The sequence below is a fragment of the Variovorax sp. efr-133-TYG-130 genome, assembly GCF_030208835.1.
Taxonomy (GTDB): Bacteria; Pseudomonadota; Gammaproteobacteria; order Burkholderiales; family Burkholderiaceae_C; genus Variovorax.
Window position 1 is genome coordinate 835,151 of the sequence record NZ_JARVTD010000003.1, and the last position, 15,267, is coordinate 850,417.

Sequence of the window (15,267 nt, forward strand, 5' to 3'; positions counted from 1 at the left end):
GCGTCAGGCTTCGCCGTCTTCCTCGAGCGCCGCGCTGCGGTCCTTGATGCGCGTGACCTGCGACAGCACCGCATCGGCCGGTGTCATGTCGGGCCGCCGGCCCTTGTAGACGGGCTGTTCGAACTTGCCGCCGGCATAGCGGTACAGGTAGCGCACCTCGACCAGCGTACCCACGGCCGGCAGCGCCTCGCCGGGCGGCACGGTCACATTGCCGAGGTCGACCATCGCGCCGGCTTCGTCGCGCAAGCCCACGGCCACCGAGCGCTGCGCATTGACGCGAAGCACCTCGCAGGTCGCGCTCTGGTTGAACTTGAACTTCAGGCTGGCGCTGCTGCGGCCCGCCGCGAACGGCGCGTCGAGCGCCTTCAGCACATAGCCTTCACTGTGCGCGGCCAGCAGTTCGGCGGCACGCCGGCGCTTGCCCTCGGCGCTCAGTTCGAGCGCGAGCACCGTGATCCACGGCACCGTCGCCGCGGCCTTCCGCAGATGGCCGAAGCGCTCGATGAATGGCGCGCCGCGCAGGTCCTGTCCCGCCATCTCCAGCAGGTCGAAGGCCAGGAAAGCGTCGCCGACGTGCTCGCCCGCGATCACCGTTCGACCGGCGTGCGCGTCAGCGGCGCCGACCCATGCCTGCGGTATGTCGACGAACAGCCCGCGCCGGTTGGTGCCGCGCACCGTGCCGCCTTCGATCAGCAGGATGCGGTTCTCGCCGTCCGCCTTTTCCTGCAGGCCCCAGCCGGGGTCGTCGAGGTAGCGCGCCAGCTGTTCCTCGGCAATCAGCGTGGGCAGTTGCGGCAGCTCGCCGCTCACGCGGCCGGCGAGCTCGGTCGAGGTGTAGAGCGCGCCGGACTGGTCGGGCGTGTAGCCCTTGGAGGTCTTCTCCTTCACGACCTTCTCGTAGATCTTCAGCGCGGCCTCGTAGGCGAGCGGGCTGCTGGTCTTGGTGCCCGTGGCGAGCGTGCCGCCGCGCCGGCCGTTGCCGTAGTCGACGACCCAGCCGTCGTCCTTCTGGCGCAGGTGCACCTGGTAGACCTTGTCCGAGCCCTGGCCCGTGAAGTAGAGAAAACTCGATTGTTGTAAGTGTTCCGTATTCGCCATCGCGCTCATTGCCTGCCTGTTCGAAAAGATGCCTGCCGAGCACGATGCTACACACGGCCAACCGGCGCCCCTGGCCGCTAAGATGCTCGGCGGAACAAGAAGCACAAGCATCCAACCCGAAGGCAGGGAGGCCTCCGCGTGAAGCGCATTCGCTCAGAGAAATTGATCCGCATGAAGCCGGGCGCGCTGGGCGCGAGCGGCTTCAGCACGGTGGAACTGTTCGCCTTGCCGGAAGCCCCGGGCCACGTGGTGCACGTGAGCACCAGCCGCGACGGCCAGCAGTGGAAGGAAACCGTCCACACCCCCTCGCCGCTGCCGCTGGATGCCGCCACCGCCGCATTCGAGCAGGCCGTGGCGGCGCAGATCGCGCAGGGCTACACCATAGAAGGCACCCCGCTTGCCAGCGCCCCGTCAGCATCGCCTGCCCCCGTTGCGCTTGCACACCGCGGCGACGCCGTGCTGCTCGCCAGCCTCCACCCCGACACATGGCGACTGCTGCCGCCGGTGCGCCAGAGCCGCGTGGTGTGGCGCATCGGCGAACGCCGGCTGGCCGCCTCGGTGCCGCGCCTCATAGACCTCATCGAGACCGGCGAGCCGATGCTCGACTACTGCATCGCCTGGGCCATCGGCCGCTGCGGCGACGGCGGTGCGTTCGAGGCCATGCGCGAGCTGTCCCGGCGCGGCCGCACGCCCGTGGTCACGCGCGCGGCACGCTGGGCCGCATTGAGCCTGTGGCCGCAGGACCAACGCGCCAGCGAAATGGCGCGCATCGCCGACGACTGGCCGGCCGCGCTGCGCCGCGCCTGGGCCGAGCTGCTGGAGCTGCCGCTTGAACAAGCCATGCCCCGCCTGCGCGATCACCTGGCCGACAGCGCGCTGTGGAACGGAATGAAATTTGCCGCGTGGGTCGAGCAGCTGTTCGACCTGTCGCTGCTCGAAGGCCCCGCCGCCGACAGCCTGGTGCACGCGGCGCTGCGCGAGATCGCCCAGACGCTGCAGCTCGCAGCCGGCAGCTTCCGCGCATGGCGGCGGCTCTACAAGGGTGCCGAATTTGCGGGCGACTACGCACTGCTCGGCGTGCTGCACCAGCGGCTCGAAACGCAGCGCGCGGCATTCCGCTCCGGCGGACGCTGGGCGATGGCGAACGGCCGCTATGTAGAGATCGCAAAGGAAATCGTGCGGCCCGACAGCCGCCTGGCCTACAGTCACCGCACGCGCGACTATCTGCGCCGCCGCACCTGGCGCAGCCTGCGCCGTCTGGCTTTGGCCGGCACGGCCGATGAGGCAAGCTGGCTGCAGCTGGCCATGGGCGTGCTGCTCGCCGCCGACGATGCCGACGCCGGCACCGCCGGCCAGCAACGCGACCCGCGCTGGAGCGAGGAACCCGGCCGCTGGCACACCGGCCCCTATAGCAATTGGCTGGTGCTGATGCAGCTGCTGCACCGCCACGACGCCGAATGGGAAGCCCAGCGCGGCGGACTGCGCTGGCGCCGCCACAGCCCGCTGCCCACGCAGCGCATCGACCGTACCGAAGCCTGGCCGGAGCGCTGGGACCGCCATCCGCAAGCCCTGCTGCAGCTGATGCAGCAAGGCCGCTGCGCCGCGGTGCACGCCTTTGCCGCCCGCGCCTTGCAAGACAACAAGCCCTTCTGCGAGGCGCTGGACGCGCCCACCGTGTGGAGCTTGCTCGCCAGCAACTGGGACGACACCGCGCGCTTCGCGCTCGCCATCGCGCGCCAGCGCATCGCGGCGGGCACGGCGCCCATGCCATGGATTCCAGCGCTGCTGCGCTCTCCGCTCGCCGAGGCGCGCGCCTACGCGCTCGAATGCATCGCACGCGATCCGGGCCTGTACAGCCAGCAGGTCGATCTGCTGCTGATGCTGCTCACCTCGGCCGATGCCGAAGTGCGACGTGCCTCGCGGCTGCTGTTGCAGGCGGCGGCGTCGAACCTCTCGACGCTCGATGCGCTGTGCGTCGAACTGCTGGCCTGGCTCGCGGGCAGCGATGCCGATACGCCCGAGCTGCCCGCCATCTGCGAGAACCTGCAATGGGCGTTGCAGGGCCTGCTGCGCGCGGCGGCGGCCAAGGCGCCGCTGCCGGAACTGCTTGCGCTTTTCGATCACCCCGCAGCCGAGGTCGTGGCGACAGCGGCCGAGTGGCTGCTGCTGCACCCGGCCTCGGTGCAAGGCCTGCCGGTGGCCGTGCTCACACGGCTGCTGCAGTCCGACGATGCGCGCCTGCGCGGCGCCGGCGTGCGCCTTTTCACCGCCCTGCCCGACGACACGCTGCTCGGTCAGCCCGAGCTATTCGCGGCCTTCTGCGCCAGCCCGATGGCGCCCGTTCGCGCGGCCGTGGCGCCAAAGCTCGCGCAGTTGCTGCCGGAGCATCCGGCGTTCGGCGCGGCGCTGATGCCGATGCTGCGCAACGAGCTGTTCCGCGCCGAAGCCGCCGAGGGCGTGTTCGATGCCCTGCTGCAATGGCTGCGCGGCCCGCTCGCCGAGCACACGCGCAGGGGCGAGCCCGCCGTCACGCTGCGCCTGCTCGAAGCACGCAGCAAGGGCGCGCAACAGCTCGGCGCATGGCTGCTGCCGCAGCAAGATCCGCAGGGCTTCGACGTGCTGCAGACCGCGAGCCTCGGCCTCGTCGATACCGCCGCCGCGCGCCGCTGGGCCATGGACCAGCTCGCCGCACAGGCGGAACGAACGCTCGCGAATCTCGGCGACGCGCTGCGCATCTTCGACAGCCGCTGGGACGACGCCCGCGACTGGGCCCGCCAGTGGTTCCGCGCCCAGGACAACGCGCCCCAATGGACGCCCGCGCTGCTGGTGCGCCTGTGCGACCACAAGGACGCCGGCGCGCAGCGGCTGGGCCGCGAGTTGCTCACCACGCATTTCGACGTGACCGACGTCACCACCTACATGCTGCAGCTGAGCCAGCACCCCTCGCCCGGCATGCAGCTGTTCGTGACCAACTGGCTGGCTTCGGCCGCCGGACAGAAGCCCGACGTGCTCGCGCGGCTGGAGCCCTACTTCCTGAGCGTGCTGTCGCAGGCCAACCGCGGCCGGCTGGCCAAGGCGCGCGTCATGCAGTTCCTCGCGGCGCAGGCGGCGCATTCGGAAGACATCGCGCGCATCGTGGCGCGCGTGTTCGCGCGGCAGGCCGTCACCGGCGCCATCACCGAGCGCGCACAGTACGTGGCGGGGCTGCGCGGCATCCAGGCGCAGTTCCCCGAACTCGACAACCCCTTGCAGACCGCCCCGGTACGCAGCGTCGCGCCGCGCCGCGCGCTGCCCGCCGCCCCGGGCGGAGGAAGCGCCGCATGAGATTCCAATACCGCTACTTCGGCCACTCCGGCGCGCAGCACACGGCCGACAGCACCGCGCTGCAGTTCGCGCCCGACACGCTGCGCGCGCCGGTGCACTTCGTGGCCGACATCAACCGCCACCTGCCGTTCCGCGAAGGCATGTCGGCCCTGCACGACGTGGTGGTGGGCGACCTGCGCTTCCAGCCGCGCGACAAGAGCGCATATCTCGAATGGCTGGCCGGGCAGGAAGGCGAATTGCTCGCGCAGTTCATGGCGCGCAGCGACGAGCTGAAGACGCAGATGGCGCCTCTTCGCGACGAACTGGCCGAGCTGCGCAAGCGCAAGTCGGCCGTGCTGCAGCCCTTCCTGCGCGCGCAGAAGAGCTATTTCGACCACATCTACAAGGTCAACCGCGAGGCGTGGTTCGTGCTCGACCCGGTCATCACGGTGCACCCCGACCGCGTGTTCTTCGAGTGCTTCAGCCAGGACGAGTCGAGCTACGGCATGTTCTCGTGCAGCCACGACATCTTCGACCGGGTGAGCGACCACGCCTTCGGCACCACCAACGTGGACTACTCCGAGTCTCTGTACGACGAGTTCCAGAAGATCCGCGACTACAAGACCACGCGGCTGGCCATCGACCCCGGCGGCTTCCAGGTTCAGAGCGACAACGACCCGGCCTTCCACGAGCCGAAGATCGACGTGCCCGACAGCTGGGTGCGCGGCTTCCTGCAGGTAAGCAGCGCGATGCTGCTGCCGGCGCAGCGGCTGCAGCTGCATCCGATGGACGTGCACAACATCTGCCTCGTGCTGCGCCGGCGCAAGGAGCGCGTGGGGCCGCGCTCGCTGCGCTTCATCCTGCGGCCGGGCCAGCCGGTGCGCATCCTGTTCGAGCCCTGGGGGCACGAGCTGGTGTGCCCGCGTTCCACGCACAGCGCCACCTCGGACATCGACATCCGCGTCTGGGGCCGGCGCCGGCTGCTGCAGCTCGAACGCCTGGTGCCTGTGGCGCAAGGCTTCACGGTGCACCTGCTGGGCACCGGCATGCCCAGCTTCTGGGTGGCGCAGCTGCCCGACATGGAATTCACGCTCGGCCTCTCGGGCTGGACCGCCAACGACTGGTCGCGCAACGGCCACTTCGAACTGCTGCAACCGCGCCAAACGGTCGACCAGGACAGCCAGCTTCGCGTGTTCGCAGCATTGGGCGAACGCTGGCGCGCCACCACCGCCGAGCTGGCGGCAGCCACCGGGCTGTCGACGCTCACGGTCGATGCGGCGCTCGGCGGCTACGTGCAGGCCGGCCGCGTGGTGTACGACCTGGCGCACGGCGTCTGGCGCCTGCGCGAACTCAGCCGCGAGCCGCTGCCCATGGACAAGCTGCGCTACGCCAGCCCCGAGGAAGAAGCCGCTGCCGAACTGGTGCGCGCACGCCGCATCGCCAACGTGAAGACGCAGGCGCGGCCCGACGGCGGCCTCGCGCTGAGCGGCAAATGCAAGGGCGCGACCGGCCAGCGCGAATACCTGGTGAGCCTGCAGCTCGACACCGACCAGCGCGTGGCCTCGGGCGACTGCCAGTGCAGCCATTTCGTGCGCCACCGCATGACCAAGGGACCGTGCGAGCACATGCTCGCGCTGCGCCTGTCGGCCTCGCCGGCCACGGCCGCGGTCCAGAACGCAACGACAACGACGACAGATCAGGAAAGGACCGCACGCATCGGCTGATACACTGCTTTTTGCGAACGGAGCGGGAAGGCTCTTGCAATCCGGTTGGCGTATCGCCACCCTCGCACACAGCACTTCCCAAGCGTCACTGGACGTCTCTTCACTGTGCCGTACACGCATGGTGACGCGACAACAGTACGGCTTCCTCGAAGCTCATCGGCGTCACCATGCGTGTACGGCGTCGAGTGGAGCCCTCCAGTCCCGAGGCTCTTCGACGAGATTCCCGCTTCGTTCGCAATTTTTTATCTTCAGCAGTGCATCGGCCGGTGGCGCAGCGCCATGACCATGCAGTCTCCCCCCGCATCTTCCATTCCAGACTCGGCACTCACGCGCGAGCAGCTCTACGAGCGCATCCGCAAGGGTTCGAAGCAGGAGGTGGTCCTCGAGGAAATGCAGCGCCTGGGCTTCTGGCCGCAGGACGCGGCGCAGCCCACGGTAGAGGCCCGGCTGATCCGCCGCGAAAGCGAGCTGCAGGCCGCACTGAGCAAGCTCGGCGAGGAGCTGCGCGGCATCGAGGACCGCGACAAGGCCCTGAAGACGATGCGCAAGGAGCGCATGGCCAAGGCCCGCGAACGCCGCGAGGAAACCCGCCAGCGCCTCGCCCAGGGCCGCCATGCGCGCGCGCTGGCATGGCACGAGCGGCGCCAGCGCGAACTGCTCTACGTGGGCGAAGGCGTGTCCGGCGGCCTGGGCGAGGCACGCAGCGACGCCGAGGTGCTGGCGCGCAACGCCCTGCCCGCCTTGCACCACGCGGGCGACCTCGCGCAGGCGATGGGCATCGGCCTGGGCGAACTGCGCTTCCTGGCCTGGCACCGCGACGTGGCCAGCGTGAGCCACTACCAGCGTTTCACCATTGCCAAGAAGAGCGGCGGCGAGCGCCATATTTCCGCGCCCATGCCGCGCATGAAGCGCGCGCAGTACTGGGTGCTCGACAACATCCTCGCGAAGATGCCGGTGCACGACGCGGTGCACGGCTTCCTGCCGGGCCGCTCGATCCTCACCAATGCCGCGCCGCACGTGGGGCAGGACGTGGTGATCAACCTCGACCTGAAGGACTTCTTTCCGTCCATCGGCATGCGCCGCGTGCGCGGCGTGTTCCGCCAGCTGGGCTATTCGCAGCAGGTGGCGAGCCTGCTCGCGCTGGTGTGCACCGAGGCACCTACCGACGAAGTGCAGCTCGACGGCCGCCGCTACTTCGTTGCGCGCGGCGAGCGCGTGCTGCCGCAAGGCGCGCCGACCAGCCCCATGCTGACCAACCTGCTGTGCCGCCGGCTCGACGCACGGCTGGCAGCCAGCGCGGCCAGGCTCGGCTTTCGCTACACGCGCTACGCCGACGACCTGAGCTTCTCGGCCGACGCCGCGCACAGCCGCGACACGGCCAAGCTGCTGTGGCGCGTGAAGCAGATCGTGGCCAGCGAAGGCCTCACGGTGCACCCCGACAAGCAGCAGGTCATGCGCAGGCACCGGCAGCAGCATGTGACGGGCATCGTGGTCAACGACAAGCTATCACTCGACCGCGACACGATGCGCCGTTTTCGCGCAGTGCTGCACCAAGCCGAACGGCATGGCCCGCAGGGCTTGCAGTGGAACGGCAACGGCGACGTGATCGGCGCGCTGCGCGGCTACGCGAACTTCATCGCGATGACCGACGCGGCGCGCGGTGCGCCCTACGTGGGACGCGTTCGCGCACTGGCCGCGAAGCAAGGCGGCGGCAAGGCGACCGCGCCGGCCGTGCCGCAGACGCCGTCGCAACGCAGCCTGCCCGCGGGCCAGTTCCGCAAGCAGTCGGCTGCGGGACAGGCGCCGTGGCCCGCATGGTGGCAACCCGCGCAGGCAGCGGCGCCCGTGCTGGAGAAGACAGCGGAGCAGATCGCCGAAGAGAAGAAGGCACAGCGCGATGCGGCCCGGGCACAGGCTGCCGCTGGAGCAGCCGCGCCACAGGCCGCGGCGCGCCCGGCGCAGACGCAGGCGCCATCCGCGCCTTCCACTCCCGCGGCCGCCCCCGCGCCCGGCGCCCTGTCCCACATCGGCTGGATCGTCAGCATGATGTTCCAGGCGCTCTATGTGGTCACGACCTTCCTGGCCGGCTCCAGCCCGCTGATCTGGCTGCTCACCGGCGGCGTGTTCATCAGCAACTTCCTGCGACGAAAAAGCGGATGGGGCGGGTTCCTGGCGGCGGTCTTCGTGTCTTCCGCGGTGGCTACGCTCGTGCACAGCATGCGCAAGTGAGCGAGCGAGCGAGCGCCAAAACCACACGCCGCTTCACAGCGCAAGGCAAGCCAGCTACAGTCGTCGCTCCGACAAACAGCCACAGAAGGAGGTGCGCGATGGAAGACACCGCTGTTCACGCCCCCCCGCATCGTGCGGTTTGTCGTGCCTCCTCCAGCCCTCTGACCGACTGCTGACGCTTCACCCGCGCAGCACGTGCCCCTGACGGGCGCGGCCAGTCTGGTACCCGCGGCCTTTTTGCCGCAGCGACAACAAACCGCCCCGATTCAAACGCCGCCGCCAGCACGCATGTGCCGGCCGCGCCTCGTTCCTTTTCGAATCAAGGCAAACCCATGCTTGAACCCCGTGCCGCGCATTCGCGGCATACCGTGACCACTACCGTGTTCGATCCCCAGCGCGCGAGCGAAGCCGACTGGGATCGCTTTCTCGCCTACTGGCGCCTGCGCTCCGCGGAAGACCATCCCGGAGAGCCCGTGCAGCCCGACGCCGACCGCCGGCGCGAAGTGCTGAAAACCGCCCCGCTGTATGCCTTTCATCGCGTGCTGGCCGTGGGCGAGCACGGCGAATTCATCGGCAGCCTGAGCACCAGCTTCCGCCGCCCGGGCACTCCGGGCAGCGAGCCCTTTGCGCCTTTCATCGACGCCTGGGGCGGCGTGCTGCTGCCGCACCGCCGGCGCGGCGTGGCGAGCGCCTTGCTGCGCACGCTGCTGGCGCAGATGGAGCAGCACGGCAAATCGATCGCGACCATCAAGGCGCACATGCCCGGGGGCCACGCCTTCCTGAGGGCCATCGGCGCGAGCGAAAAACACCGCAGCGTCGAGAACCGCATGCGCTTCGACGGCCTCGACTGGCAGGAGCTCGCGCGTTGGCGCACCGAAGGCTTCGCGCCTGCACACGGCCTTCGCGCCGAGGTGCATGCCGGCCGCGTGCCGCACGAGCGGCTGGCGGCGCTGGTGGGCCCGATGTCCAGCTTGTTCGACGACGCACCCACCTCCGGCCTGCAGCGTCCGCCCTTTCGCTACGACCTCGAAGACTTCGCACCCTGGTACGCGGAAATGGACCGCCGCGGCGGCGAGCACTTCCTGGTGCTGCTGCTCGACGGCGACGAACTGGCCGCGATGTGCGAGGCCAGCTGGAACGCGCGCTACCCCGACCGCATGAGCCAGCGCCTCACGGCCGTGTCGCGCAAATGGCGCGGCAAGGGTCTCGCCAAGGGCGTGAAGGCCGCCATGCTGCAACTCGTGCGCGAGCGCCATCCCGAGGTCACGCTCGCCATCACCAGCAACGCCGAGGTCAACGCGCCCATGCTCGCCATCAACCACCGCCTGGGCTTCGCGCCGTACCGGCACGACGGGCTCTACCAGGTCGGCACCCAAAGCCTGCGGGACTTTCTCGCCACCCGTTCCACCACGCCCGAGGAGGCATCTCGATGAAAGCACCCCAGAGACTGCAGGCCCTGATCGACGAAGGCCTGATCGACACCGTGGTGCGCCAGCTGATGAGCGGCAAGGAAGCCATGGTCTACGTCGTGCGCTGCGGCGACGAGACACGCTGTGCCAAGGTCTACAAGGAGGCCGACAAGCGCAGCTTCCGCCAGGCCGTGGACTACACCGAGAACCGCCGCGTCAAGAACAGCCGCGAGGCGCGGGCCATGGCCAAGGGCACGCGCTTCGGCCGCCAGGTGACCGAGGCCATCTGGCAGAGCGCCGAGGTCGATGCGCTCTACCGGCTGGCCGCCGCCGGCGTGCGCGTGCCGACGCCGCACAACTTCCTGGAGGGCGTGCTGCTGATGGACCTGGTGACCGACGCCAACGGCGACGCCGCCCCGCGCCTGAACGACGTGGCCTTCTCGCCCGAAGACGCGCTGCGCCACCACGCCAGCCTGCTGCGCGAGGTGATGCGCATGCTGTGCGCAGGCATCGTGCACGGCGACCTTTCGGAGTTCAACGTGCTGCTGGCCGAAGACGGCCCGGTCGTCATCGACCTGCCGCAGGCCGTCGATGCCGCGGGCAACAACCACGCCCGGCGCATGCTGCTGCGCGACGTGGAGAACCTGCGCAACTTCTTTGGCCAGTTCGCGCCCGCGCTGCTGAAGACGCGCTTCGGCGAAGAGATCTGGCACCTCTACGAACGCGGCCAGCTGCGCCCCGAGACCGAGCTGACCGGCAGCTTCGTGCCCGAGACCGGCCCGGTCGACCTGCGCAACGTGCTGCGCGAGGTGGACGACGCGCGCGAGGAAGAGGCCGCGCGGCTGCTGCGCCTGCGCACGCCGCGACAATAGGCGGGCCAACGCCCGCCTGCCCGATGACCTCTTCCGCCCTGCCGACTCCCGTCCCGCGCCAGTTCCTGTCCTCCACCGTCCGCCGGGTCGCCAAGGCCGCGGCTTTCGTGGCGCTGGGCTTCGGCCCGGCCGCGCAGGCCGCCGGCACGGCCATCCGGCTGCAGGACGACCGGGGCACCACGCTGGAGCTGCAGGCGCCGGCGCGGCGCATCGTGTCGCTGATGCCCTCGCTGACCGAAACCGTCTGCGCGCTGGACGCGTGCGACCGGCTTGTCGGCATCGACCGCCATGCCAACTGGCCGGCTTCGGTGAAGGGCCTGCCGCAGGTGGGCGGCATCGACGACGCCAACATCGAGCGCATCGTCGCGCTCAAGCCCGACCTGGTGCTGCTGCGCCCGCGCAGCCGTGCCGCAGAGCCGCTGGAGCGCCTGGGCATCAAGGTGCTGGCGCTCGACGCCAAGACCCATGCCGACCTGCGCCGCGTGATGGAGACCGTGGCTCGCGCCACTGGCCGCCCCGGCGCCGGCGAGGCCTACTGGCGCAAGCTCGATGCCGGGCTGGACGCCGCCCGGGCCCGCGTGCCGGCGGGTTGGCAGGGCCGGCGGGTGTATTTCGAAGTGCATGGCGGCATGGCGGCGGCCAGCGAAAGCTCCTTCATCGGGGAAACCCTCGCCCGCCTCGGGCTGGGCAACGCGGTGCCCGGCACGCTCGGCCCCTTTCCCAAGATGAGCCCCGAATTCGTGGTGCGCGCCGACCCCGACGTGCTGATGGTGTCGGCACTGGGCGAAATCTCGGCCATGGCCGGGCGGCCCGGCTGGTCGGCCATGTCGGCGATAAAGCGCGGGCGGGTCTGCAGCTTCGCCTCGGCCCGCTTCGACCTGATGATGCGCCCCGGCCCACGGCTGGACGAGGCCGCCGACGCCATCGTGGGCTGCCTCGCCTCGCTGGGCGAGCCCAAGCCTTGACCGACCGCGCCCCTCGGCGGCGGCCCTGACGTACCATTCCGGCATCTTGACCACATCGCCCGCCTCTTCCGCGCCTGTAGCAGCCGTCGATACCGACGAGGCCATCGCGCGGGACGTGGCCGCCATCGGCCGCATCAGCGCGGTGCCATCGCTGCTCAAGGTCATCTGCCAGCACACCGGCATGGGCTTCGCGGCCGTGGCCCGCGTGACGGACGGCACCTGGACCGCCTGCGCGGTGGAAGACAACATCCAGTTCGGCCTCAAGCCCGGCGGCCAACTGGAGGTGCGGACCACGCTGTGCAGCGAGTCGCGCGCGGCGCGCCAGCCGGTGGTGATCGACAAGGCCAGCACCGACCCCGTCTACTTCGACCATCACACGCCGCGCCTGTACAACATCGAGAGCTACATCTCGGTGCCCATCATCCACACCAACGGCGACTACTTCGGCAACCTCTGCGCCATCGACCCGCGTCCGGCCCAGGTGTCAGAGCCGCGCGTGGTGGCCATGTTCACCGCCTTCGCCGACCTGATCGCGCGCCAGCTCGAAACCGAAGACCGCCAGGAACGCACCGAAACCGCCCTGCAATCGGCCCAGGCCACGGCCGAGCTGCGCGAGCAGTTCATCGCCGTGCTGGGACACGACCTGCGCAACCCGCTGTCGTCGGTGGGCGCGGCGGCCGAGCTGCTGCTCCGACGGCAGGCCGAGCCCGACCTCGTGAAGCTGGGCACCCGGCTGAAGGCCAGCACGCGCCGCATGTCGGCGCTGATCGACGACGTGCTCGACTTCGCGCGCGTGCGGCTGGGCTCGGGCATGGGCCTGGAGATCCGCGAAGCCGCTTCGCTGGCCTCGGGGCTCAAGGACGTGATCGACGAAGTGCGCGTCGCCCATCCGGCGCTCGACATCCGCGACGAGATCTCCATCAGCGGCACCGTGCGCTGCGACCCGGGGCGCATCCAGCAGGTGCTGTCCAACCTGCTGGGCAATGCGGTCGCGCACGGCTCGCCCAACCAGCCGATCGTGGTGCGCGCCGAGGTGCGCAACGGCCAGCTGGAGCTTTCGGTGGCCAACGGCGGCGAGCCCATTCCGCCTGGCGACATCACGAGGATCTTCCAGCCCTACTGGCGCCCCGAGAACAGCAAGCCCGGCGGCGGCCTGGGGCTGGGCCTGTACATCTGCGCGGAAATCGTCGCGGCCCATGGCGGAACGCTGGAGGTCACCTCCTGCGCGGAAGACGGAACCTGTTTCGTGGCGAAGCTCCCGGTCGCCTGACACTTCATGCAGAACAGCAGCGGCATGGCGGTGGTCCCCGCCACGGACTTCTCTCACGGTGAACTCACCGCACTCTGGAACCGCGCCTACGAGGGCTACTTCGTGCCCGTCGCGTTCGACGAGCAACGCTTCGAGCGCCACCTGCGTCGCGGCGACGTCGACCTCACGCTGTCGCGCGTGCTGGCGGTGGACGGCGCGGCCTGCGGCATCTCGCTGGTCGGCCGGCGCGGGCAGCGCGCGTACCTCGCGGGCTTCGGCATTGCGGATTCGCACCGGCGCCAAGGGCTGGCCGGGCAGTTGATCAAGTCGCAAGCCGCGGCCCTGTCGCATGCCGGCATCGCGCTGGCGGTTCTCGAAGTGATCGAGCAGAACCCGGCGCGCACGCTCTACCGGCGGGCCGGCTTCAAGGAGCTGCGCATGCTCGACGTGCGCGAATGGAGCTTCGAGAAGCATCGCCGGAAGGCCAGCACGCGGCCCGAACCCGCTGCGCTCCAGCAGCTGCACCGCGCCTGCGCCGAGGTTTCCCGGCCCACCTGGCGCCGCGAATGGCCGACCGTGCTCGACGCCCTGGTGCGCGAGCACGCCGTCGCGCTCGGCGTGTGGCGCGACGACACGCTGTGCGCCTACGCGGTGATGCCGCCGCCCGGCGATGGCCAGGGTGCGCTGCTCGACGCCGCGGCCCTCGACGAAACCGCCGCGCACGAATTGCTCGACGCCCTGGCCACCGCCCGCCCCGGCACCCGTTGGCGGCTGGTGGACGAGCCCGAGGGCAGCCCGCTGCTGCGGGCTGCCAGCGCGCGCGGCGCGGTTCCGGTCATCCGCCAGGTCGAAATGGCACTGACCTTGCATCAAGACAACGACGCCCCTCTCGCCTGACCCTCGCTCCCCCATGAAGCACCGCAAGCAAACCACATCGTCCACGCCTTTCGTCCGGGTCGGCCCCAGCGGCGTGCACGGCCTTGGCGCCTTCGCCACGCGCGACCTGCCGCCCGAAGCCTTCCTGGGCCTGTACGAAGGCCGCCGCTACACCAAGGCCGAGATCGCCACCAAGGTCTGGAACGACCAGCTCACCTACCTGTTCACGCTGTCGAACCACGAGACCATCGACGGCGCCAAGGGCGGCAACGCCACGCGGCACCTGAATCATTCGTGCGAGCCCAACTGCGAGGCGGTCGAGGAATACGACGAGGGCGGCGAGCTGGTGCTGAAGTTCCAGACGATCACGGCGGTGGACGCGGGCGACGAGCTGTTCATCGACTATTCGCTGACGGCGGATGACGGCTCGCCGCCCTCCAAGTACCCCTGCCACTGCGGTTCGGCGAACTGCCGGGGGACGATGCTGGCGCCCGAAGAGGCCGAGGCACCCGCCCCCTGAGCGCCCCCGCACCGGCCTCAGGGCGACTCGCTCTTCAGCCTGCGCAGTTGCTCCTCGGTGCGATCGAGCTCCTGGCGAAGCGCCCTGGCCTGCTGCTCCAGCCTGTCGATATGGGCAGCGCGGCTCTCGTCCGGCGCGGCGGCCTTGCATTGCGCCTGCAGCGCGCTCAAGGCCTCGGCAAGCTCCCGCCGCCGCAGCATCTGGCCCCGTGAACGCGCGAGATCGATGTCGCGCTCCAGGGCAGCCTCCTCGGCCTGGCAAGTGGCGCTGTCCGGCGGCACGGCGGGTTGTGCGAAGGCAGGCAGCGTCACGCTCGACACAAGGGCCAGGAAGAAGGTTTTGACGCTCATGCCGCACGGTAACGCAACGGCGGCAAAAAACACCGCTCAGCCCTACACGGCGAGGTAGCGCGCATCCCAACTCTCTGCGAGCCGCTTCGCGCGGTGCAGCGGCACCCGCGCCGCCTCGAAATCGACCACGCATGCGACATCGGCGGCTTCGGGCCGCGCGGGGCTTTCGCTGCTGCGCCCGTCGGTCAGCAGCCACAGCCAGCGCTGCCGCGTCTCGCTCTTCGCGAGCAACTGCTCGGCGCGCTGCACGCCCAACGCCAGCGGCGTGCCGCCACCGGCAGCAATCGGCGCGACCCAGTCGTCGTTCCAGGCGCTGGCGCGTCGCGGCGGCAGGCGCAGTTCGACCACCTCGCCGGCGAAGCACAGCAGCGCGACATGGTCGCGGCGCTGGTAGGCCTCCTCCATCAACGCGAGCAGCAGGCCCTTGGCGCGCGCGAGGTTGCCGTCGTCGCGCATCGAGGCAGAGCAGTCGAGCAGGAAGCAGTGCAGCGCGCCGCTGCGCGCCTCCCGCGGACGGTGTCTCAGGTGTTCTGCGCGCAACTGGCCCGCACCGCGCGCCGCAAAAGTACGCGGCCAGTCGAAGGCCGTGCCCTGCGGCACGGCGCCACGCCATGCGTCCCTCTGCGTGCCCTGCCTCCGGTCACCCTGGCGCGCGCCAGCGGGTGCGGCGTC

General features: G+C 70.2%; 12 protein-coding genes. 9 read left to right on the forward strand and 3 right to left on the reverse strand.

Annotated features, from left to right (window positions below):
- Positions 1-3: 3 nt before the first annotated feature.
- Complete coding sequence (locus tag QRN67_RS06060) at positions 4-1,098, reverse strand: ATP-dependent DNA ligase (protein ID WP_285411074.1); 1,095 nt, start codon at positions 1,096-1,098, stop codon at positions 4-6.
- Positions 1,099-1,236: 138 nt separating this feature from the next.
- Here QRN67_RS06060 and QRN67_RS06065 point away from each other — a divergent pair, with 138 nt between their 5' ends.
- From QRN67_RS06065 to QRN67_RS06105, 9 genes are all read left to right on the forward strand, one after another.
- On the forward strand, positions 1,237-4,422 hold the full coding sequence (locus tag QRN67_RS06065) for a HEAT repeat domain-containing protein (RefSeq protein WP_285411075.1): 3,186 nt from the start codon (positions 1,237-1,239) through the stop codon (positions 4,420-4,422).
- Complete coding sequence (locus tag QRN67_RS06070) at positions 4,419-6,125, forward strand: SWIM zinc finger family protein (RefSeq protein ID WP_285411076.1); 1,707 nt, start codon at positions 4,419-4,421, stop codon at positions 6,123-6,125. Before QRN67_RS06065 ends, QRN67_RS06070 begins: the two co-directional genes overlap by 4 nt.
- A gap of 279 nt (positions 6,126-6,404) precedes the next feature.
- The gene (locus QRN67_RS06075) at positions 6,405-8,354 is read left to right on the forward strand and encodes a reverse transcriptase family protein (RefSeq protein WP_285411077.1); all 1,950 of its coding nucleotides are present in this window, start codon (positions 6,405-6,407) and stop codon (positions 8,352-8,354) included.
- A 332-nt stretch (positions 8,355-8,686) separates the two neighbouring features.
- Entirely contained in the window at positions 8,687-9,787 is a 1,101-nt protein-coding gene (locus tag QRN67_RS06080) for a GNAT family N-acetyltransferase (protein WP_285411078.1), read from the forward strand.
- Positions 9,784-10,635, forward strand: a complete 852-nt coding sequence (locus QRN67_RS06085) for a PA4780 family RIO1-like protein kinase (protein ID WP_081269061.1) — start codon at positions 9,784-9,786, stop codon at positions 10,633-10,635. Before QRN67_RS06080 ends, QRN67_RS06085 begins: the two co-directional genes overlap by 4 nt.
- A 23-nt stretch (positions 10,636-10,658) precedes the next feature.
- Entirely contained in the window at positions 10,659-11,600 is a 942-nt protein-coding gene (locus QRN67_RS06090; RefSeq protein ID WP_285411079.1) for an ABC transporter substrate-binding protein, read from the forward strand.
- Positions 11,601-11,646: 46 nt separating this feature from the next.
- The gene (locus QRN67_RS06095; RefSeq protein ID WP_285411080.1) at positions 11,647-12,870 is read left to right on the forward strand and encodes a GAF domain-containing sensor histidine kinase; all 1,224 of its coding nucleotides are present in this window, start codon (positions 11,647-11,649) and stop codon (positions 12,868-12,870) included.
- 6 nt (positions 12,871-12,876) lie between these two features.
- Positions 12,877-13,746: a GNAT family N-acetyltransferase gene (locus QRN67_RS06100; protein WP_285411081.1), complete on the forward strand. Its 870-nt coding sequence runs from the start codon at positions 12,877-12,879 to the stop codon at positions 13,744-13,746.
- Positions 13,747-13,759: 13 nt separating this feature from the next.
- Positions 13,760-14,245, forward strand: coding sequence for an SET domain-containing protein (locus QRN67_RS06105; RefSeq protein WP_106934153.1), 486 nt, complete (start codon positions 13,760-13,762; stop codon positions 14,243-14,245).
- Positions 14,246-14,262: 17 nt separating this feature from the next.
- Here the strand turns inward: QRN67_RS06105 and QRN67_RS06110 are convergent, their stop codons facing one another.
- Entirely contained in the window at positions 14,263-14,595 is a 333-nt protein-coding gene (locus QRN67_RS06110; RefSeq protein WP_081269066.1) for a DUF5320 domain-containing protein, read from the reverse strand.
- A 42-nt stretch (positions 14,596-14,637) separates the two neighbouring features.
- Entirely contained in the window at positions 14,638-15,195 is a 558-nt protein-coding gene (locus QRN67_RS06115; protein ID WP_285411082.1) for a vWA domain-containing protein, read from the reverse strand.
- Positions 15,196-15,267: the final 72 nt, after the last annotated feature.